Here is a 22,642-nt window from a genome sequence, read left to right on the forward strand (position 1 = left end):
ATGTATAACGAATCACCCATTATCCGCCGACCATCCACTCGTATATATGTTGGCGATGTCCCTATCGGTGACGGTGCGCCTATTGCTGTGCAGTCGATGACGAACACCCGTACTACCGACGTGGCAGCAACGGTCGCTCAAATTAAGTCTTTAGAGAATGTCGGTGCTGATCTCGTTAGGGTTTCTGTGCCAACGATGGACGCCGCTGAAGCGTTTAAGTTAATCAAGCAGCAAACCAATATTCCATTGATTGCCGATATTCATTTTGATTATCGAATCGCGTTAAAGGTTGCCGAGTATGGCGTTGACTGTTTGCGCATCAATCCCGGTAATATCGGTAATGAAGAGCGTATTCGCAGCGTTGTTGAATGTGCGAGAGACAAAAATATCCCTATTCGTATTGGGGTCAACGGCGGTTCATTAGAGAAAGATCTAATGGACAAGTACAAAGAGCCGACGCCTGAAGCACTGCTTGAGTCAGCGATGCGCCATGTGGATATTTTAGATAGGCTTAACTTCGATCAATTTAAAGTCAGTGTTAAAGCATCCGATGTGTTTTTAGCGGTAGAGTCCTATCGTTTATTGGCAAAACAGATCAAGCAGCCTTTACATTTAGGTATTACCGAGGCTGGTGGTGCACGCGCAGGTTCGGTGAAGTCTGCTGTTGGTCTTGGGATGTTATTGGCTGAAGGTATTGGTGACACACTGCGTATCTCACTCGCGGCCGATCCGGTTGAAGAGATTAAAGTGGGTTTTGATATTTTAAAGTCACTGCGTATTCGCTCCCGTGGCATTAACTTTATTGCTTGCCCCTCTTGTTCTCGTCAAGAATTTGATGTGATTGCGACAGTCAATGAGTTAGAGCAGCGCCTTGAAGATGTGGTGACGCCGATGGATGTGTCCATTATTGGCTGCGTAGTTAACGGCCCAGGTGAAGCGCTGGTATCAGATATTGGCCTTACTGGTGGTAATCGTAAGAGCGGTTATTACGACGACGGTGTTCGCCAGAAAGAACGTTTTGATAACGACAACATTGTTGATTCGTTAGAAGCAAAGATTCGCGCCAAGGTCGCTATGATCGATGAGCGTATTCCTGCTAAGGATATTTCTAAGTAATACGCCTGCGAGTCACCGCCCAATTATTTGCAGTGGTGGCTAGCGATACTGGCGTACAAGCCAGTTTTGCGTTTAGTATTGAAGCGCCTATAATGCGGGGCGCTTTTTATTTTTTAGTTTAAGTCGGATGAGTCATAACGTGGCAAAACAGATCCAAGCGATTCGCGGAATGAATGACATTCTGCCCACTCAAAGCCCTTTGTGGCAAAAGTTAGAAACAGTATTGCGTGAAACCGTAGCATCTTATGGCTACAGTGAAATTCGCACGCCAATTGTTGAAAGTACCGACCTTTTCAAGCGCTCTATTGGTGAAGTGACCGATATTGTCGAAAAAGAGATGTATACCTTTGAAGATCGTAACGGTGACTATTTAACCTTACGCCCAGAAGGTACCGCATCGACCGTGCGTGCCGGTAACGAACATGGCTTGCTTTACAATCAAGAGCAAAGATTATGGTACATGGGCCCCATGTTCCGCCACGAGCGTCCTCAGAAAGGGCGTTACCGCCAGTTCCACCAGTTTGGTGTAGAAATCTACGGTATTCCAAGTGCAGACATGGACGCAGAAGTGCTGATGATGTCTGCGCGCTTATGGCAAAAGCTCGGGATCACTGACCATGTGACGCTAGAGCTCAATACTTTGGGCGATCCGCAAGAGCGCAGTGTTTATCGTGATGCATTAATTGCCTTTCTTGAGCAGCATCAAGATGTTCTTGATGAAGATGCTAAGCGTCGTATGTACACTAACCCGCTGCGTGTACTCGATACCAAAAATGCAGAAATTCAAGCAGTATTGGTAGATGCACCAGCACTAGATGATTATCTCGGTGAAGAAACCAAAGCGCATTTTGCACATTTATGTGAACTACTTGACGCTGTTGGCATCCAATACAAAATCAATCCACGTCTAGTGCGCGGTTTAGATTACTATAACCGCACGGTATTTGAGTGGGTGACTGACAGTCTGGGGGCTCAAGGTACCGTGTTGGCAGGTGGTCGCTACGATGGCCTTGTTGGCCAGCTTGGAGGTAAAGATACCCCAGCCGTTGGTTTTGCCATGGGGCTTGAGCGCATTGTATTGATGCTTGAGACATTATCTTTAACTGACGATGTTAAAGGTCCTGTCGATGTTTATGTGACTGCGATGGGCGATGCTTGTAAGGTTGAAGCGATAAAAATTGCTCAAAGCTTGCGTGATGCACTACCAACACTTAAGGTAATGAGCCATTGCGGTGGTGGTAACTTTAAGAAACAGATGAAACGCGCAGATAAAAGCGGTGCCCAGGTGGCATTGGTGATTGGTGAAAACGAACTAGCCAACAACCAAGTCGCACTTAAATACTTGCGTGAAGATAAAGAACAACAATTAGTTGCACGTGATGCGTTGGCAACTCATTTAGCAGAACTGATTTAAAGGGGAAGTATACGTGGAAATTTATAGCACAGAAGAACAACAAGTCGATGCTATCAAACAGTTCTGGAAAGATTATGGCACCTCAATTATTGGTGGTGCGGTCATAGGCTTTGGTGGCCTATATGGCTGGAACTATTATTCAGATCATCAAGTCGCGCAAGCGCAAGCAGCGTCAGAAGCGTTTCAAGCTGCCAGTGTTAACTCAGCTTCTATGCTAACAGCTGCTGAGAGTTTTGCTAAAAATCACTCTCAGCAAGGCTACCAGTCTTTGCTTGACCTATTAGTGGCAAAAGCGGCTGTAGATGCGGGTGAGCTAGGTAAAGCAGAAGAGGCGCTTAAACGTGTGTTAGCTGCCAAACCTGAAGAGAGTTTAGTGATGGTAGCAACACTGCGTCTTGCACGTGTTCAAGCTGAGCAAGGTCAATTGGCGACTGCAATCACCACATTAGACTCAGTATCAGCACCGTCATTTGCGGCTCAACGTGATGAGCTTAAAGGTGACTTTTTAGTGCGTCAGGGTGACGCTGATAAAGCAAAATCTGTCTACCAAGCTGCGATTGATAATGGCGGTTTGACAACTAGCCCAGCATTGCAAATGAAGCTTGATAATCTGAACAAGGCATAAGGAAGCTGCCCATGAAGTCTTGGTGTAAAACGCTGCTTGCCTGCGGATTAAGTATCGGCCTGTTATCGGCTTGTTCTTCAAGTGATGTTGAAGAGGAAGTGGTCAGTGAATTAACGGAAATCGAAGCGACTGTTTTCCCTGAGATAAGTTGGAGCACTCAGGTAGGCGAAGGGGTAGGTGATTATTACTCTAACCTTCGTCCAACCGTACGCTATGACAAACTATATGTTGCCGATCGTTTTGGCGAAATCGTTGCCTTTGATGAGGCCACAGGTGAGAGAGTGTGGAGCAAAGACATTAGCTCTGCTTTTAAAGATAACCTGTTAGCTAAAAATAAAGGTGCGCGTTTAGCAGCCGGTGTGACGGTCGCAAGAAACACCGTGTTTATTGGCGGTGAAAGCGGCTTATTTGGCGCGCTTGACGCAGAAACCGGTGAAACCAAATGGCATGTCATGGCCAGCAGTGAGCTGCTTTCGGCACCAACAGTGGGTGATGATGTTGTTGTGGTCAATACCGGTTCAGGTAATCTTGAAGCGTTCAATATTGACGATGGCGAGAAGTTATGGACCTATGAAACTAAGCTGCCTACGTTAACTTTACGCGGTACAGGTTCTGCCAGCTACGAAGCGGGTGGGTTCTTTGTTGGTACTGCAGAAGGCAAAATTGCAGTTGTGATCAAAGACAATGGCCAAGCAGCATGGGAGCAAGCGGTATATACCCCAACGGGTGGCAATGAGTTTACGCGCATGGCCGATGTAGATATGCAACCGCTAATCCTAGGTGAGAACCTCTATGCGGTCAGCTATAATGGCAACTTAGTGTCAATGGAGCTTCGTTCAGGCCGTGTAGTTTGGACACGTAAGTACTCAAGCTTTAATGAGCTAGCAATGTCAGGTCTAAACTTGATTTTAGTTGACGATCATAGCCGAGTTTATGCAGTAGATAGACGTAACGGTCTAGAGTCTTGGAGTAATACTGAGCTGACTAACCGTGGTTTAACGTCAGCGGCGGCTTATAAAGATTATATTGTAGTAGGTGACTTTGAAGGTTACTTGCATTTCCTTGAACGCGCTACTGGTAAAATAGTTGGCCGTATTCAAGTTGACAGTTCTGGACTGTTCACCCAGCCGGTTGTTGTAGATGATCGCATCTATTTACAGACGCGGGACGGAAAAGTCGCTAGAATAACGCTCCCTTAAAATAAGCGGATTAGGTTTTAAAACCCCTAGACGTTTGTTCTGGGGGTTTTTTATTTTTGATATTCAGTAAGTTTTGTAGAATTAGAGGCAAGAAAATGATTCCAGTAGTGGCCCTAGTAGGTCGACCAAACGTAGGTAAGTCGACGCTATTTAATCGACTGACACGTACTCGTGATGCACTTGTTGCAGACTACCCAGGACTTACTCGGGATCGTAAGTATGGCCGAGCTCATCTTTCAGGTTATGAGTTTATTGTTGTTGATACTGGTGGTATTGATGGCACTGAAGAAGGCATTGAAACGCGGATGGCCGAGCAATCACTTGCTGCCATTGAAGAAGCGGATGTGGTGTTGTTCTTAACCGATGCACGCGCGGGCCTAACCGCGGCAGATGAAGCTATCGCTGAGCATCTACGCCGCCGCGAGAAAGTCACCTTTGTGGTTGCCAATAAAGTTGATGGCATCGATGCTGATTCAGCCTGTGCTGAGTTTTGGGCGTTAGGCCTAGGTGAAGTCTACCAAATGGCCGCTTCGCAAGGCCGCGGCGTAACCAACATGATTGAGTACGCGCTAACACCTTATGCCGAAGCCATGGGGATTAAGCGTGAAGATGAAGGTGAAGAACAAGCGGACGAGCGCGAATATACCGAAGAAGAAGCGGAAGCTGAACAGCAGCGCTTGCAAGACTTGCCAATTAAGTTAGCCATTATCGGTAAGCCTAATGTGGGTAAATCAACGCTAACGAATCGTATTTTAGGTGAAGAACGTGTCGTGGTTTATGATGCGCCAGGCACCACCCGTGACAGTATTTATATTCCCCTTGAGCGTGATGGCCAAGAGTACGTCATTATCGATACTGCTGGTGTACGTCGTCGCAGTAAGGTACATGAAACCGTTGAAAAGTTTTCGGTGATTAAAACGCTTAAGGCGGTAGAAGACGCCAACGTGGTACTGCTAATTGTTGATGCCCGTGAAGGCATTGCGGAACAAGATTTAGGATTACTTGGCTTTGCACTTAATGCTGGGCGTGCGTTAGTGATTGCGGTTAACAAGTGGGATGGTATTGACCAAGAGGTCAAAGAGCGTGTTAAGAGCGAACTAGATCGTCGTCTTGGCTTTATCGACTTTGCCCGCATTCACTTTATCTCAGCGCTACACGGCACTGGCGTAGGACACTTATTTGAGTCAGTCCAAGAAGCTTACGAGAGCGCCACTCGCCGCGTGAGCACTTCTATGCTGACCCGTATTATGCAGATGGCGCAAGACGATCATCAGCCACCGCTGGTTAATGGCCGTCGTGTGAAACTCAAATACGCCCATGCGGGGGGTTATAACCCACCCATAGTGGTTGTGCATGGTAACCAAGTTAAGAAGCTACCAGACTCTTACAAGCGCTTTATGATGAATTACTATCGTCGTTCACTAAAAGTGATGGGGACACCTATTCAGGTGCGCTTCCAAGAAGGTGGTAACCCATTTGAAGGGATGAACACCAAAAAGCTGACTGTGAGCCAAGAGCGTCGTCGTAAACGCATGATGAGCCACATCAAGGATAAGAAGAAGTAATTACTTCGCTATTACCATTAAAAAAGCCAGCTATGTAGCTGGCTTTTTGTTGTCTGATGCACGGCGTTTAAAGATCGATCAGTAGCAAGTAGCTTGTCGTTCTATACTGTATTAAAAGTCCATTGCTTGATTGAATTATCCTATGAAAGCGACTCAATCTAGACTCACTTTCTAATTCATTGCCATGAATCCACTACCGTTTGCAGCCCGGCAGCTACTGAACTTTAGATGTCACTTTACCTTTAAGTAATGTGGTGGTGATGATATCGCCACTGACCACCTCGTTACTGTCTTGCAGCACCTTGCCTTGGCTGTCTTGGCTGATACTATAACCTCGGCTTAGGGTCGCCAGTGGACTGACCGCTTCCAATTGATGTGCCGCTGTTTGGATCTGCAGCTGTTTGTCCTTCATATGCTGAGTCAGCGCTTTATTTAAACGTGTAGATAATGTCGCTAGCTGTGTTTGTGCTTGATCAAGTTGATAGCTTGGGCTCTGGTTATTGAGCCGTAAACTCAAATTTTGCTGCTTAAGGGTTAGGCTATGTATTTGGCTTTGTAAGGCGTTGGTGAGCCTAAGCTGCATTTCGTCAAAGGTCTGTTCATATTGCTGCAAGCGCCTTTTTGGGTCCAGCCGCGTAAGTCGATGCTCAAGGGTACTAGCACGCTGGGCTTGGCGCAGTTGATAATGCTGCCAAGCTTGGGCAAGTTGACGTTGTTTGTTGCCTAGGTGCTGGGCTTTGTTATCCGCGTCTGCAGACAGTAGCTCTGCACCGGCTGACGGGGTAGGGGCTCGCAAGTCGGCCACATAGTCGCTAATGGTGTGGTCGACTTCATGACCGACGGCACTGACCACCGGAATACCGCTGTTATAAATAGTGTGAGCAAGGGCTTCACTGTTAAAGCACCATAAATCTTCTAACGAGCCACCGCCGCGGCTAACAAGCAGCACATCAACTTCTTGGCGTTGATTGGCGGTGTTAATAGCGCGGCAAATGTCTTTATCGGCGTCAGCGCCTTGCACCGCAGTTGGGTAGATAATCACTTCAACAGAAGCGTCGCGCCTTGCAAGTACATGTAAAATATCTTTAATTGCGGCGCCCGTAGGTGAGGTGACGACGCCGATACGGGTGATACTGCTGGGCAGGGGACGTTTGGTGTCCATGGCAAATAAGCCTTCGGCAGCCAGTTTCATTTTCAACGCTTCGTATTGCTGGGCTAACAGACCATCACCTGCTGGCAGCATGGACTCAATGATTAGCTGATAATCGCCGCGGGGCTCGTAAACACTGATAGCCCCTTTAACCAACACTTGCTGACCATTGGCAGGCCTAAAAGTGACGCTGCGATTGCGGCCTTTAAACATGGCTGAGCGTATTTGCGCATGACTATCTTTTAAGGTTAGATACCAATGCCCTGATGCCGGTGATGCAAAATTCGATATTTCAGCTTCTAACCAGACTTTACCCAGCTCACCTTCCAGAAGTTGTCTGACTTCACCATTGAGGCGAGACACGGTGTAAACATTATTTTTCGGCATTTTCATAAGAATTTTGCATCTAAAGCGACTTTTTTCCTATTTTCCATTTACCAAGCCCAATATGCAAGGTATAATCCCGCCGCAATATTTTACCTCTTATCACACCTACATGGGGAGATGTTGCCATGCTACGCCTAAAAAAAGAAGCACTTACCTTTGATGATGTATTGCTTGTCCCTGCACACTCGACTGTACTCCCTAACACTGCTGTTCTTAAGACTCGTTTAACCAAAAAGATCGAACTAAATATGCCTATTGTTTCGGCCGCGATGGATACCGTGACTGAAGCACGCTTAGCTATCGCTATGGCGCAAGAAGGCGGTATTGGTTTTATCCATAAAAACATGAGCATTGAGCAGCAAGCCGAGGAAGTTCGCCAAGTAAAAATCTATGAAGCGGGTATCGTTCAACAGCCAGTGACTGTGACGCCGACAACCACGCTAGAAGATTTGAAAATTCTCACTAAGAAAAATGGCTTTGCCGGCTATCCAGTCGTCAATGAAGCTAATGAACTAGTGGGTATTATTACTGGCCGTGACGTGCGCTTTATCACTGATTGGAGTCGTACTGTTGATCAAGTGATGACCCCAAAAGATCGTTTAGTGACTGTGTCTGAAGGCACACCATTGGACGAAGTGCAAAAGTTAATGCACGCCCACCGTGTTGAAAAAGTATTGGTTGTAGACGATAACTTTAAGCTTAAAGGGCTTATCACGGTTAAAGATTTCCAAAAAGCCGAGCGTAAACCAAACGCATGTAAAGATGAGTTAGGTCGCTTACGTGTTGGTGCAGCAGTTGGTGCCGGTGCCGGTAATGAAGAACGTGTCGATGCCCTTGTTAAAGCGGGTATTGACGTGTTATTGATTGATTCTTCTCACGGTCACTCAGAAGGTGTATTACAGCGTATTCGTGATACACGTGCTAAATACCCAGAGCTGCAAATTGTTGGCGGTAACGTTGCTACCGCAGAAGGTGCATTAGCGCTGGTAGAAGCCGGTGTTGACGCGGTTAAAGTGGGTATTGGTCCTGGTTCTATTTGTACTACTCGTATTGTCACCGGTGTGGGTGTACCGCAAATTACCGCCGTATCTGATGCTGCAGCAGCGGTAAAAGATTTAGGTATTCCAGTCATTGCCGATGGTGGCATTCGCTTCTCTGGTGATTTAGCCAAAGCTTTGGCAGCTGGCGCATCATGCATTATGGCTGGTTCTATGTTTGCCGGTACCGATGAAGCGCCAGGTGAAACTGAACTTTATAACGGCCGTGCTTACAAATCATACCGTGGTATGGGCTCACTAGGCGCCATGACTCAAGGTTCATCAGACCGCTATTTCCAAAGCGATAATGCGGCTGACAAACTTGTTCCTGAAGGGATTGAAGGTCGCGTACCTTACAAAGGTAAGCTGAAAGAGATCATCCATCAGCATATGGGCGGTTTACGTTCTTGCATGGGCTTAACGGGTTGTCCGACAATCAAAGACCTAAACGAGAAAGCGGAATTTGTTAAAGTGACTTCAGCAGGTATGGGTGAATCCCACGTACATGATGTCACCATCAGCAAAGAAGCGCCTAACTACCGTAGCGGTTCTTAATTAGCATTGGGCGACACTGAGTGTCGCCCAATTTGTATCTTTATGGTGATGACCCATCGCCATAATTGACCAATTAGTAAGACTAAAGATAAAAGGTTATCCATGAGCAATATTCATGATCATAAGATCCTCATTCTTGATTTTGGATCTCAGTACACGCAATTGATTGCCCGCCGAATTCGTGAAATCGGTGTCTACTGTGAATTGTGGGCGTGGGACGTATCTGAAGAACAGATTAAAGGGTTCGCACCTAACGGGATTATTCTTGCCGGCGGACCAGAAAGTGTAACCGCTGCTAATTCACCTCGTGCGCCTGAGTACGTTTTTAATGCAGGCGTACCTGTATTGGGTATCTGTTATGGCATGCAAACCATGTCAGAGCAGCTGGGTGGTAAAGTTATTCAAGGTGTGGGTGAAGGCGAGTTTGGTTACGCTCAAGTTGAGGTACAAACTGAGTCAGCCTTGTTTAAAGCCATTGAAGATGCGGTAAGCCCAGCGGGCAAACCACTACTTGATGTGTGGATGAGCCATGGTGATAAAGTCTCTGAAATTCCAGCGGGCTTTGTGGCAGTTGCCAATACCGATACTTGTCCTTTCGCGGCAATGGCCAATGAAGATAAGCAGTTCTATGGTGTGCAATTCCACCCAGAGGTGACACATACTCGCCAGGGTAAGCGTATGCTTGAGCATTTTGCTTTGGATATTTGTCAATGTGAAGCCAATTGGAAACCCGCTTCAATTATCGATGATGCCATTGAGCGCTTGAAGCAGCAAATTGGCGACGATGAAGTGATTCTAGGTTTGTCAGGTGGCGTCGATTCATCAGTAGTGGCGATGCTATTACATCGTGCTATTGGCGATAAGCTGACCTGTGTGTTTGTCGACAATGGCCTGCTACGCCTGAATGAAGCCGACCAAGTGTTGGAAATGTTCGGTGACCATTTTGGATTGAACATTGTACATGTTGATGCTGAAAATCGCTTCTTAGATGCGTTGGCGGGCGAAGCCGAACCAGAAGCTAAACGTAAGATTATCGGCCATGTATTCGTGGATATCTTCGATGAAGAGTCGAAGAAATGTGTTAATGCTAAATGGCTAGCACAAGGTACAATTTATCCTGATGTGATTGAGTCTGCGGGCAGTGCCACGGGTAAAGCGCATGTTATTAAGTCTCACCATAATGTGGGTGGCTTACCTGATGATATGGAGTTAGGCCTAGTTGAGCCACTACGTGAACTGTTTAAAGATGAAGTACGTAAAATTGGTTTAGAGCTTGGTTTGCCATACAACATGCTTTATCGCCACCCATTCCCAGGACCGGGTCTTGGTGTACGTGTACTTGGTGAAGTGAAAAAAGAGTACTGCGATTTACTTCGCCGTGCTGATGCTATTTTCATTGAAGAGCTTCATAAAGCTGAGCTATACCATAAAGTGAGTCAAGCCTTTACCGTATTCCTACCGGTGCGTTCGGTGGGTGTGATGGGTGATGGCCGTAAGTATGACTGGGTTGTGTCTTTACGTGCTGTTGAAACTATTGACTTTATGACTGCCCATTGGGCACATCTGCCATATGACTTCCTCGGCAGAGTCTCAAATCGTATCATCAACGAAATCGATGGTATTTCTCGTGTGGTTTACGATATCTCTGGTAAGCCGCCTGCGACCATTGAGTGGGAATAGTCATATAAGAAATTAAAAAGGGGCATTAGCCCCTTTTTTTATGAGCGGCATTATTGAGTCTCGATGTCGCACCAACCTAATCAGATGATTGATATTTGATTGTGACCTGATTGCTGTGCATGATAGAGCGCATTTTCTACCAGCTTGATATTGTCTTCTACCGCTAAGTGTTGTCCTGCTGCTGCACCAATACATACCGTTACTGAAATCAGCGTATTCGCCGGGGTAAACACCGATGACTCCATATGTTGGGCAATATGCTGAGCCAATTTGGTGACATGCTGTTTATCTGTCAGCGGATAGAGCAGTAAAAATTCATCATCACTCCAGCGGCCAATGTCACTGTTATCTGGTTGTAGCGCTTGTAGCTCTTGATAAATCAAACACACCAACTTGTCCCCTAACGCATAGCCATAACTGCGGGTGATCTGTTTGAAGTGGTCGATACTCATCACCATGATAGTAAGAGGGCGCTGCTGTTGTTCAGCGTTGGCTAGTTTCTTTAATATCCCTTGTCGATTGAGCGCCTGGGTTAGTGGGTCTTGCTGTGACTGTTGCTCTAATTTTGATATTTGTTGTTGGTAGTGTTGCGTCCAATTGATGATACCCAATAACGTCAAAATTAAGCCAAGCGTTATTAGCATATCTTCAGTTAAATCAATCGAGCGATGTTCAATCATCAACAGATCATCTAGTGCATTTAACCAGGTACCATAAAATAGCAAGATGAAACCGAAGAGTAATGGCAAGTAGATAAAGGTTTGCGCTTTTGTGCGTTCGATATAAAACATCAAAATGGCACAGATCAAACTGCGAACTATCTCACTACTGAGTTCAATAGTATGGGGGCTAGTATTGGTGCTAGTAGACAAAATAAGTAAACCAGAAAATAAAGCGGCGACTAATAGCGCCATCAGTTGATTGGCAAATCTTGGTAGCACTATTACGCTCTCTAACGGTGGTTATTATTATCAGTATAGTCACTAAATCGTTATCGTAGCCTTTGTTTATGGTAATATTGCCGCAGTATTTGCGAGCCCATTTTAATAGTTACTATCGAATATGAATCAGAGCCCAGTCTTTAGTGAAGAATTCACTCAGGTAGAAAAAGATCAATACTTTATGGCGCTGGCCATGGAGCAGGCCAATGAGGCCGAAGCGCGCGGTGAGGTGCCGGTAGGCGCGGTGTTGGTTAAAGATAATGAGGTGATTGCAACGGGATATAACTTGAGCATTAGCCATCATGATCCGTGTGCCCATGCCGAAATTGATTGCATAAAAGCGGCGGGCAAAGTGCTGAGCAATTACCGACTGCTCGACACTACCTTGTATGTCACTTTGGAGCCTTGTGCAATGTGCGCCGGGGCAATGGTACATGCTCGAATTAAGCGATTAGTATTTGGGGCAACAGATCAGAAAACGGGTGCAGCGGGAACAGTATTAGATCTTGTGCGTCACAGCGATTTTAATCATCAATTGGAAGTCACATCCGGCGTATTGGCTGAAGCGTGTGCTGAGCAATTAAGTAGTTTTTTTCGTCGTCGACGCAAAGAGAAAAAAGCCTTAAAGGCGGCAGCTAAAAATACCTGATTGCGGTGGTCACTTTGGCAACGGTTCTGAGGGGCTAACTAGGTAGAGCATGACCCCGTCCTTGCCAGATCATATGCTCTACTTGTGTTGCTGGTATTATTCCGAAGGCTTAATAAAAACAAAGAACTGTTTTTGACGATTAAGGGTTCGTTGGTGACGATTTTTCATCTGGGTTCGGCGACGAGAAGCCATATTATTTAAGGTTTTTCTACGCATATTATCCTCCAATTAAAATACCCTTATAGCTGCACTTTTCGCAACGATTTGCCAGGGTATTCACGGCCGCATTATAGCGACATCCATTGCTAATGATACGTGCTCGGGTTCACAATTTACAGCTAATGTAGTGAGTCCATACATATTAGATTGCCGCTACTGGCTAGCTTAGTTGAATTTGATGACGAAATTGTGACGTTGCATCGATTATGTGCAGATTTCACCTTGAGCCAGATCCTGAGCCACATCAAAATCACAAAGCCATTTAGCCCAATACTATGAGCGATGTATGTACTTAGTGAGTTATTGAGGTTGAGCGCCAACTAACTCTGAGTCCGAAGCTGAGTCTGCCGTTTGTGTATCGGTTGCATTAGGTACAGATTCAAGCTGTTGGTTCTGGTTGTCTATCCACACTAAGGTGTCGTAGTAACGGCGAATACTGTCTACGTAATGCACCGCTTCGTTACCTCGAGCATAACCATAGCGGGTTTTTTGATAGTACTTGCGCTTGTGCAATAAAGGCAGCACCTGTTTTAAATCGCGCCAAGCACTGGGGTTTAATCCCATGCCTTGGGCTATGCGTCGGGCGTCTTCAACATGGCCATAGCCAATATTGTATGAGGCTAAGGCAAACCACATGCGCTGGTTTTCTGGAATTGAATCCGGTAGACGCTTAAGTATATCGTTAAGGTATTTGGCACCACCTTTAATACTTTGCATGGGGTCAAGGCGATTACTAATGCCCACTTGTTTAGCAGTAGGCAGTGTTAGCATCATCAAACCGCGCACGCCAGTGGGCGAACGTGCGTTTGGATTCCAGTGGGATTCTTGATAAGCGGTGGCCGCCAGTTTTCGCCAGTCAATATCGCCAGCATATTTGATAAACTGGTCTTTGTATTTTGGTAATTTGCTATCAATTGCCCGCAAAAAGGCGCGGGTATCAACATAATCAAATCGCTTAACATGAGCAAAATACTTTTCATTGAGGTGGGCTAAGGTACCGGCTAGGCGCTCTCCATGCCAAAAGCTGAGCAAATCACTCATTAACTTGTCGCTATTTTGTGACGGTAATAGCCAGACTACCGGTTGTTTCTCTCTTAGTACGGGGCCGGGGCGTAGTTCAGGCATAAAGCGACGACTGATCTCAAAGGTGGTTGAATCGGCAATGGTATAGCTGATTTCATCGCGGGCTATCATACCCAGCAGTTCTTCACTGTCCTTGTCTGACTCCTGATTCCAAACCAGTTCGGGGTAGAGTTTTTGTAAGTTGGCCAGTGTTTCAACAAAGGATGAGTCGCTGATCACTGTTATGACATCGTCTAACTCGGAGATATCTTTAGGCGCGCGGGTTCCCTGTTTATAGACCAGCAGTTGATTGACATAATATAACGGTGGACCTAACCGAAAATGTTGGCGACGATGGTCGGTATCGGTTAAACCGGCAGCAAGTAGGTCCACTTCGCCATTGTTCAGCGCAGCGTACAGCTCGCCAATATTACCGTAAGCTTTCATGTTGAGCTCTAAACCAAGATAGTGAGCAAACTTGCTTGCCATCTCATAATCAAAACCTGCTTCGCCTTGGCCTGTTGTGACAAAAATTTGCGAGCCATATAGGGTGCCGACGTTGAGGTGGGTTTTGATGGTGGGTTCAACTTGCTTTGCTGATTCCACAACCACAGGCTGGCAGGCTGCCAGTAACAAAATGGTGGTGAGAATTAGCAAGAGTTTTTTCATTAAATTAGTGTCTTATCAATGGTTTTTATTGAGCCCAGCGGTGAATTATATCACAGCTTATCGCAACTCAATAATTGCCTATTAGTCCCTGACGCAGCGGCTTATCCTTTGCCTAAGCTGACAACTATCTCAGCTCTAATTATGTGCCATAAATGTTGAGTTAACCGAGATTGTTTGTCAATTGATGGTTTTTTTTATTCGCTGACCTTTTTTTATGACAGGAAACTTTGTTTTGAGGTTAGAACACGGGTGATTTGTCGGTGACATTTCCCTATAATAGCGCCCAGATCTGACCCTGCAATTATAATTTATAAGGTGAATAGACGTGATGGAGATCATCCGCGGAGCCCCAGCATTATCAGCGTTTAGAGTTCAAAAGCTTATGGAAGCATGTAAAAGTGCTGATTTGCCAGTAACTGATATCTACGCTGAGTTTATCCATTTAGCTGATTTAACTGAATCTTTAGAGGAAAATGAGCAGCAACAACTTGCCAAGTTGCTGACTTACGGACCTGCGATTGAAGCTCATGCACCAGCCGGTGCGCTTTATTTCGTGACCCCTCGTCCTGGCACTATCTCTCCTTGGTCGTCAAAAGCTACCGATATCGCCCATAACTGTGGTCTAGACAAAGTAAAACGTCTTGAGCGCGGTGTTGCATACTATGTGCAAGGTGAGGCGTTGAGCGCTGAGCAACAGCAAATCCTCAATGGATTGCTGCATGACCGCATGGTTGAAGTGATTTTACCTGAGTTTGAACAAGCAGCTGTGCTGTTTGCGCGCACAGAGCCAGCTAAGTTCACCAGCGTGAATGTGTTAGGTGAAGGTAAGCGTGCCTTAGAGCAGGCGAATGTTGAATTGGGTTTAGCGTTAGCACCTGATGAAATCGACTACTTGGTAGAGAACTTTGTTCGCCTTGGTCGTAACCCCAACGATGTTGAATTAATGATGTTCGCTCAGGCTAACTCTGAGCATTGCCGTCATAAAATCTTTAATGCAGATTGGACAATTGATGGTGAAGTACAGCCAAAGTCATTGTTCAAAATGATTAAAAACACCTTTGAGAAAACGCCTGAGCATGTGTTGTCAGCGTATAAAGATAACGCCGCCGTAATGGAAGGTAGTGTCGCAGGGCGCTTCTTCCCAGAGCAAGACGGTGTGTATGCTTATCACACTGAACCCATGCATATTTTGATGAAGGTCGAGACTCATAACCACCCAACGGCTATTAGTCCGTATCCTGGTGCAGCAACCGGTTCAGGCGGTGAAATCCGCGATGAAGGGGCAACAGGTCGTGGTTCTAAACCTAAAGCGGGTTTAACTGGCTTCAGTGTCTCCAATCTAAAAATCCCAGGTTTTGTTCAACCTTGGGAAGGGGATTATGGCAAGCCAGATCGCATTGTTAACGCATTAGATATTATGACCGAAGGCCCACTTGGTGGCGCGGCATTTAACAATGAGTTCGGTCGTCCAGCATTATTAGGTTATTTCCGTACCTATGAGCAGGAAGTCAGCAGCCACAATGGCGTAGAGATGCGCGGTTATCACAAGCCAATCATGTTGGCGGGTGGTTTAGGTAATATTCGCGAAGAGCATGTACAAAAAGGCGAGATTACCGTCGGTGCCAAGCTTATCGTATTAGGCGGCCCTGCCATGAACATCGGTCTGGGTGGCGGCGCGGCTTCTTCTATGGCATCGGGTCAATCAAGCGAAGATTTAGATTTTGCTTCAGTGCAGCGTGAAAACCCAGAGATGGAGCGTCGCTGTCAAGAGGTGATCGATCGCTGTTGGCAGATGGGTGATGATAACCCTATTCAGTTTATCCATGATGTGGGTGCAGGCGGGTTATCCAATGCCTTCCCTGAGCTGGTAGACGATGGTGAGCGTGGCGGTAAGTTTGAGCTACGTAATGTGCCTTCTGATGAGCCAGGCATGAGCCCACTAGAGATTTGGTGTAATGAATCACAAGAGCGCTATGTGATGTCAGTTGCACCAGAAAACCTCGATACATTTACTGCTATCTGTGAGCGCGAACGCGCACCATTTGCGGTTGTCGGTGTGGCAACAGAAGAACGTCACCTGTCATTAAGCGATGAGCACTTTGACAACAAGCCGATTGATTTACCACTTGAAGTGCTGTTAGGTAAAGCGCCCAAGATGAGCCGTGATGTTGTGTCTGCTAAAGCACAGTCACCGGCACTTGATCAAACTCAGGTCGATATTAAAGACGCAGTACGCCGAGTGTTACGTCTTCCTACTGTCGCTGAGAAAACCTTCCTTATTACCATTGGCGATCGTAGTGTGACCGGTTTAGTTAACCGCGATCAAATGGTCGGCCCATGGCAAGTCCCTGTTGCAGATTGCGCGGTAACCGCTTCGAGTTTTGACTCGTACACCGGTGAAGCCATGTCGATGGGTGAGCGTACCCCATTAGCACTACTCGATTTCGGTGCATCGGCACGTATGGCGGTGGCAGAATCAATTTTAAACATTGCAGGTACTGACATTGGTGCACTTAAACGCATTAAGTTGTCAGCTAACTGGATGTCAGCAGCAGGTCACCCTGGTGAAGACGCTGGCCTTTACGAGGCTGTAAAAGCCGTCGGTGAAGAGCTATGTCCAGAGCTAGATCTAACCATCCCTGTTGGTAAAGATTCAATGTCGATGAAAACAGCTTGGCAAGACCAAGGTGTTGATAAAACGGTGACATCACCAATGTCATTGGTGATTACAGCATTTGGCGCGGTTCAAGACATTCGTAATACCGTGACCCCTGAGCTTCGCAGTGATAAAGGTGACACTGAACTGCTACTGGTTGACTTAGGCAATGGCAAAAACCGCATGGGTGGCTCGGCACTGGCTCAAGTTTATGGTGAGCTAGGTGATACAGCGCCCGATCTAGATAGCGCAACGCAGTTACGTGGCTTCTTTGAAGTGATGCAGCCGCTAGTCGCGAACCGTGATGTGATTGCTTACCACGACCGCAGTGACGGTGGCTTGTTTACCACTCTAGTGGAAATGGCCTTTGCTGGTAATGTTGGTTTAGATATCAATTTAGCAAGCTTATCAGGCACGGCTGTTGAGCAACTGTTTAACGAAGAGTTAGGCGGTGTGCTGCAAGTATCGAAAGATAAAGCCGCTGCTATTAGTGCATTGTTCAGTGACGCTGGTGTGACTGTTCACCAAATTGGTACGCTAGTCACAGGAGACACCATCACTATTAAAGATGGTCAGCAATCTTTATTGTCTGAGTCGCGTACAGAGTTACGTACCATCTGGGCTGAAACGACCTATCGTATGCAAGCGCTACGTGATAACCCAGAATGTGCCAAAGAAGAGTTTGAGTTAAAGCAAGATCCGCAAGAGCCTGGTTTAACGGTTGATTTGACCTTTGACCCGAGTGAGGACATTGCAGCACCTTACATTCTTAAAGGTGCAGCGCCGAAGATGGCGATTTTACGCGAGCAGGGCGTTAACTCTCATTTAGAGATGGCGGCGGCATTTGATCGTGCGGGCTTTGAAAGTCGTGATGTGCACATGAGTGACGTGCTCAGCGGTCGCATTAGCCTCGATGACTTCCAAGGCCTCGCGGCATGTGGTGGTTTCTCTTACGGTGACGTACTGGGCGCTGGTGAAGGTTGGGCTAAATCGATTCTATTTAATGCCCGTGCTCGAGAGCAGTTTACCCGTTTCTTTGAGCGTGAAGACAGCTTCTCTTTGGGGGTGTGTAATGGTTGCCAAATGTTGTCAAACCTTAAAGATATCATTCCAGGTACCGAACATTGGCCACACTTCGTTACTAACCGCTCAGAGCGTTTTGAAGCGCGCTTTAGTTTAGTTGAAGTGCAGAAGAGCCCATCATTGTTCTTCCAAGGCATGGAAGGCTCTAGAATGCCGATTGCTGTTTCTCATGGTGAAGGCCGTGCTGAATTTAGCTCGAGCAGCGCTCAAGCTGCTGCAGAAGCATCTGGTACCATAGCACTGCGATATGTTGATGGTAATGGTCAAATAGCCACTAAGTATCCACAAAACCCCAATGGTTCACCGAATGCATTGAGTGGCATTTGTAGCGAAGATGGTCGAGTGACGATTATGATGCCACACCCGGAGCGTGTTTTCAGAACGGTTGCTAACTCATGGCACCCTGACGAGTGGGGAGAGGATAGCCCATGGATGCGTATGTTCCGCAACGTGCGTGCTAATTTAGGCTAGTTTTAACCTACTAAAACGTTTTGGTTTTGCAACGGGCTTCGAAATTTCGAAGCCCGTTTTTTATTGCCTGAAATTTGTAATTAATTACGCTTTTGAACCAACTAGTTAGCTGGTTCCTTTTTGATTAGTCTTTACTGAAACGAAGCAAAACACGGCTTTTATAGTCATCAGCACTCAAACCAACAATACCGCGGGTTTATTAATGTAAAGAAGTTAGAGCCGCACGCAAGGATTTATTAAGCTATGCTAAATTAGCGTGTTGTTGATAAGTGGTTTTCTAAGGCAATGAGGTAATAAAAAGCCGCTTTAACTGCTAAGAGCTAAAGCGGCGGTTTTGCGCTAACAAAACTTTCAATTGGGTCTATCTTGCTGTTATTACAGCTCGCGAGCGGTATAAAGCTCAACGAAAGTACGCTTGTAACGGTTAACCAGACGATCGAATAAGTTTTTCATAGTATGTCTCCACAAAGTTAAAGGTCATGTAAGCGGAGTGAGGTTGTCCGGGCTACGACACCGGGTTTGTTAAACCGTCTCCTTAACACAGGAGCTATATTAAAGTTTTGTTTGCCAGGCAACAAACGAGAAAAATTGTATGTTGTCATTATTAATTCTAATGCTTTGCGTTGATGTTAAAGTGATCTGTATGTTCAAATATTAATTAAAACACTGTTTTTAAATATATTTTTATTTGTTTGTTTTTTGTTGCGTATTAATATAACTAGCCTTGAAAATAGATATGGTTTTATTTTTTGCGTTTTACGAGGCAATTTGTGATTTTAAGGTGACTATTTTAGTTGTTTACCTTGTAAAGGTCACCCCTATCATGAAATGGCTTGCTTTGCAATAAGGTCGTAGGGGGAAGTGTGCCCAATCCCTCAAAACCCATTATCCGCGCGGTGTTTGATTGATTTGAATCAAATTACAATGGTATAAATTGATAGTGAAATTAAAGTTTGTTAACCACAAGCTACTGAGAAATAAAGATTTGTTGTTTTTGTTACGACACGCCGAATGTTAGGTGTCACAGAATTAACAGGTTGTGTGACACAGGTCTCATTGGCGGGTTGTTTTATCACGAATGATGTAATTTCGCGACGAAAGATAGAAAATGTAAATTTAACCGTTTGCTGAATGAAGATGAGGCAAACACTTTAAAAATAAAATTCCTAATTAGGCATTTTTCATAGTTGATGGGGATCTAACTATGAAAAGTGACAGTAGCACCTAAGGAGTCACTGATGATCTTAGAAGAGGTTGTAGAGTTATCGCGCTTGCAGTTTGCGTTGACCGCTATGTATCACTTCCTATTTGTACCCTTAACACTGGGATTGGCCTTTTTGCTTGCCATCATGGAATCGCTCTATGTGATGACAGATAAGCAAATCTATAAGGACATGACCAAGTTTTGGGGTAAGTTGTTTGGTATTAACTTCGCGCTAGGTGTCACCACCGGTTTGGCGATGGAGTTCCAGTTCGGTACAAACTGGTCTTATTATTCTCACTATGTTGGCGACATCTTCGGCGCGCCTCTTGCTATTGAAGGCCTGATGGCATTCTTCTTAGAGTCGACCTTAGTAGGTATGTTCTTCTTCGGTTGGGATCGTTTTAGCAAGCGTCAGCATCTAGCGGTTACTTGGTTAGTTGCCCTAGGCTCTAACATGTCAGCATTGTGGATTCTAGTGGCAAACGGTTGGATGCAAAACCCAATTGGCTCTGTGTTTAACTATGAAACCATGCGTATGGAAATGACTAGCTTCGGTGAGGTGTTATTTAACCCTGTTGCCCAAGTTAAGTTTGTTCATACTGTAGCGTCAGGTTACGTTGCTGGTGCAATGTTCGTGCTATCAATCAGTGCTTACTACATTTTGAAAAAGCGTGACTTACCTTTTGCTCGTCGCTCATTTGCGATTGCAGCAAGTTTTGGTATGGCGTCAATTTTATCCGTTATCGTACTAGGTGATGAGTCAGGCTATAAAGTGGGTGAAGCGCAACGCGTTAAACTGGCTGCAATTGAAGCTGAATGGCATACAGAACCTGCTCCAGCCGGATTTACTGTGGTAGGTATGCCTAACAGTGAAACGATGCACAACGATTATGCAATCAAGATTCCATATGCAATGGGTATTATTGCTACCCGTTCATTGGATGAAGAGGTCACCGGTATTATTGACCTTATCGATGAGCATGAGGTGCGCATTCGTAACGGTATGGAAGCCTATGCGATGTTAACTGAATTACGTGCGGGTAACGAGACTCCTGAATTGCGTGCCGCTTTTGAAGAAGCGAAAGTTGACCTAGGTTACGGCTTGCTACTTAAACGTTATACCTCTGATGTTGTCGATGCGACAGAAGAGCAGATTAAAGCGGCTGCCAAAGACTCTATTCCTTCGGTTGCACCACTATTCTGGTCGTTCCGTGTGATGGTAGGTCTTGGTGTGATTATGCTGTTCGTCTTTGCTGCGGCATTCTGGCAAAGCACACGTCATAAGATTGATGAAAAACCATGGGTATTGAAAGCTGCACTATATAGCTTGCCATTACCGTGGATTGCGATCGAATGTGGTTGGTTTGTGGCCGAGTATGGTCGTCAACCATGGACGATTTCAGAAGTTCTGCCGACATTCATGTCAGCGTCTAGCCTAACTGTTAGCGACTTGTGGTTCAGTATTATCACTATCACGCTGTTCTACTCAGTACTATTGGTTATTGAGCTGTTCCTAATGATTAAGTTTGCTAAGCAAGGTCCAAGTTGCTTGAAGACTGGCCGTTATCATTTTGAAAAGCTAGACGCCTAAACAGGAGATCTGATTATGTTTGATTATGAAGTATTAAGATTTATCTGGTGGGCGCTGATTGGCGTGCTCTTTATCGGCTTTGCCGTGACAGATGGCTTTGATATGGGAGTGGGTGCGCTACTACCGATTATCGGTAAAGATGACACTGAACGCCGTATCATGATTAACTCGATTGCCCCGCACTGGGACGGTAACCAAGTTTGGTTAATCACCGCTGGTGGCGCATTGTTCGCTGCATGGCCAATGGTGTACGCCGTGTCATTCTCGGGCTTTTATGTTGCGATGATGCTGGTACTGTTTGCCTTGTTCTTGCGCCCGGTTGGATTCGACTATCGTTCTAAGATTGAAGATCCAAGATGGCGTAAAGCGTGGGATTGGGCGCTATTTGTCGGTGGCTTTGTGCCTCCACTTATCATCGGTGTTGCATTTGGTAACCTACTTCAAGGTGTGCCGTTTAACTTCGATGAGTACTTACGTGCTTATTACCACGGTGGCCTGATTGGTCTACTGAATCCATTTGGATTATTAGCAGGCCTTGTGAGCGTGAGCATGTTCATCATGCAAGGTGGCGCTTGGCTGCAAATGAAGACCGAAGGTGAGCTGCGCGAACGTGCTGCGATGGCAACTAAAGTTGCGGCTGGTCTATTGTTTGCCTTGTTTGCTGCTGCGGGTGTTTGGTTAGCTAACGGTATTGATGGTTATGTGATCACCTCTGCGATTGATACCGCAGGTGCATCAAACCCAGCGCTTAAGACAGTAGCAGTTGAATCAGGTGCATGGCTTGCTAACTACGACAAGTACCCAATCACTATGCTGTTCCCTGTGATTGGTTTAGCGATGCCATTGCTTGTACTCGCGAGCAGCCAGTTTAACCGTAGTGGTTTTGCATTCTTCTTTAGTTCGCTAGCAGTAGCGGGTGTGATTCTAACTTGTGGTGCAGCAATGTTCCCATTCGTTATGCCTTCATCTCTTGAGCCAAACATCAGTTTGACTATGTGGGATGCAACGGCAAGTCACATGACGCTAACGGTAATGACTTGGGCTGCAATCATCTTTGTACCAATCGTACTGAGCTACACGATTTGGACCTACTTGAAGATGTTTGGTCGCCTAACGCGTAACTACATTGAAAATAACAAGACGTCACTGTACTAATAAGGAGCCCTTACTATGTGGTATTTTGCTTGGATATTAGGTATTTTGCTGGCGTGTTCTTTCGGGATTATCAACGCTCTATGGCTTGAAAATACTGAAAATATGGACCGAGATTCAGAAGCTGATGAGTAATCTGACCTAGTCCGAAAAGCCCTAACTGGTTCAGTTAGGGCTTTTTTATTGGCACAATGAGTCACTCGTTACACGAATCTCT

Annotated in this window: 15 protein-coding genes; 12 read left to right on the forward strand and 3 right to left on the reverse strand. The window is 45.8% G+C overall.

Features of this window, described 5'->3' with window-relative positions; genetic code table 11:
- From ispG to der, 5 genes are all read left to right on the forward strand, one after another.
- Window positions 1-1,116: a flavodoxin-dependent (E)-4-hydroxy-3-methylbut-2-enyl-diphosphate synthase gene (gene ispG, locus L865_RS0101710; protein WP_028771641.1), complete on the forward strand. Its 1,116-nt coding sequence runs from the start codon at window positions 1-3 to the stop codon at window positions 1,114-1,116.
- A 139-nt stretch (window positions 1,117-1,255) separates the two neighbouring features.
- On the forward strand, window positions 1,256-2,530 hold the full coding sequence (gene hisS / locus L865_RS0101715) for a histidine--tRNA ligase (protein ID WP_028771642.1): 1,275 nt from the start codon (window positions 1,256-1,258) through the stop codon (window positions 2,528-2,530).
- A gap of 13 nt (window positions 2,531-2,543) precedes the next feature.
- Complete coding sequence (locus tag L865_RS0101720) at window positions 2,544-3,155, forward strand: tetratricopeptide repeat protein (RefSeq protein WP_028771643.1); 612 nt, start codon at window positions 2,544-2,546, stop codon at window positions 3,153-3,155.
- A gap of 11 nt (window positions 3,156-3,166) precedes the next feature.
- Window positions 3,167-4,354, forward strand: a complete 1,188-nt coding sequence (gene bamB / locus L865_RS0101725) for an outer membrane protein assembly factor BamB (protein WP_028771644.1) — start codon at window positions 3,167-3,169, stop codon at window positions 4,352-4,354.
- A gap of 95 nt (window positions 4,355-4,449) precedes the next feature.
- Window positions 4,450-5,919: a ribosome biogenesis GTPase Der gene (gene der / locus L865_RS0101730; RefSeq protein WP_028771645.1), complete on the forward strand. Its 1,470-nt coding sequence runs from the start codon at window positions 4,450-4,452 to the stop codon at window positions 5,917-5,919.
- 214 nt (window positions 5,920-6,133) lie between these two features.
- Here der and xseA read toward each other — a convergent pair whose 3' ends face one another.
- A complete protein-coding gene (xseA, locus tag L865_RS0101735; RefSeq protein WP_028771646.1) occupies window positions 6,134-7,462 on the reverse strand; it encodes an exodeoxyribonuclease VII large subunit in 1,329 nt (442 codons plus the stop codon).
- 119 nt (window positions 7,463-7,581) lie between these two features.
- On the opposite strand from xseA, the gene guaB reads away from it, so the two are divergent.
- Both guaB and guaA read left to right on the forward strand, forming a co-directional pair.
- The gene (gene guaB, locus L865_RS0101740; protein WP_028771647.1) at window positions 7,582-9,048 is read left to right on the forward strand and encodes an IMP dehydrogenase; all 1,467 of its coding nucleotides are present in this window, start codon (window positions 7,582-7,584) and stop codon (window positions 9,046-9,048) included.
- Between the two features lie 102 nt (window positions 9,049-9,150).
- On the forward strand, window positions 9,151-10,728 hold the full coding sequence (gene guaA / locus L865_RS0101745) for a glutamine-hydrolyzing GMP synthase (protein ID WP_028771648.1): 1,578 nt from the start codon (window positions 9,151-9,153) through the stop codon (window positions 10,726-10,728).
- A gap of 80 nt (window positions 10,729-10,808) precedes the next feature.
- Here the strand turns inward: guaA and L865_RS0101750 are convergent, their stop codons facing one another.
- Complete coding sequence (locus L865_RS0101750; protein WP_028771649.1) at window positions 10,809-11,669, reverse strand: GGDEF domain-containing protein; 861 nt, start codon at window positions 11,667-11,669, stop codon at window positions 10,809-10,811.
- Window positions 11,670-11,790: 121 nt separating this feature from the next.
- Between L865_RS0101750 and tadA the strand changes: the two genes are divergently transcribed.
- Entirely contained in the window at window positions 11,791-12,318 is a 528-nt protein-coding gene (gene tadA, locus L865_RS0101755) for a tRNA adenosine(34) deaminase TadA (protein ID WP_028771650.1), read from the forward strand.
- Window positions 12,319-12,837: 519 nt separating this feature from the next.
- Here tadA and mltF read toward each other — a convergent pair.
- Complete coding sequence (gene mltF / locus L865_RS0101760; protein WP_028771651.1) at window positions 12,838-14,268, reverse strand: membrane-bound lytic murein transglycosylase MltF; 1,431 nt, start codon at window positions 14,266-14,268, stop codon at window positions 12,838-12,840.
- Window positions 14,269-14,596: 328 nt separating this feature from the next.
- Here mltF and purL point away from each other — a divergent pair, with 328 nt between their 5' ends.
- From purL to cydX, 4 genes are all read left to right on the forward strand, one after another.
- Entirely contained in the window at window positions 14,597-18,478 is a 3,882-nt protein-coding gene (gene purL / locus L865_RS0101765; protein WP_028771652.1) for a phosphoribosylformylglycinamidine synthase, read from the forward strand.
- A gap of 1,238 nt (window positions 18,479-19,716) precedes the next feature.
- Window positions 19,717-21,273: a cytochrome ubiquinol oxidase subunit I gene (locus L865_RS0101770; RefSeq protein ID WP_028771653.1), complete on the forward strand. Its 1,557-nt coding sequence runs from the start codon at window positions 19,717-19,719 to the stop codon at window positions 21,271-21,273.
- 15 nt (window positions 21,274-21,288) lie between these two features.
- Complete coding sequence (gene cydB, locus L865_RS0101775) at window positions 21,289-22,428, forward strand: cytochrome d ubiquinol oxidase subunit II (RefSeq protein ID WP_028771654.1); 1,140 nt, start codon at window positions 21,289-21,291, stop codon at window positions 22,426-22,428.
- Window positions 22,429-22,443: 15 nt separating this feature from the next.
- On the forward strand, window positions 22,444-22,560 hold the full coding sequence (gene cydX / locus L865_RS24780) for a cytochrome bd-I oxidase subunit CydX (RefSeq protein WP_028771655.1): 117 nt from the start codon (window positions 22,444-22,446) through the stop codon (window positions 22,558-22,560).
- Window positions 22,561-22,642: the final 82 nt, after the last annotated feature.

The sequence above is a fragment of the Shewanella waksmanii ATCC BAA-643 genome, assembly GCF_000518805.1.
Classification (GTDB): Bacteria; Pseudomonadota; Gammaproteobacteria; order Enterobacterales; family Shewanellaceae; genus Shewanella; species Shewanella waksmanii.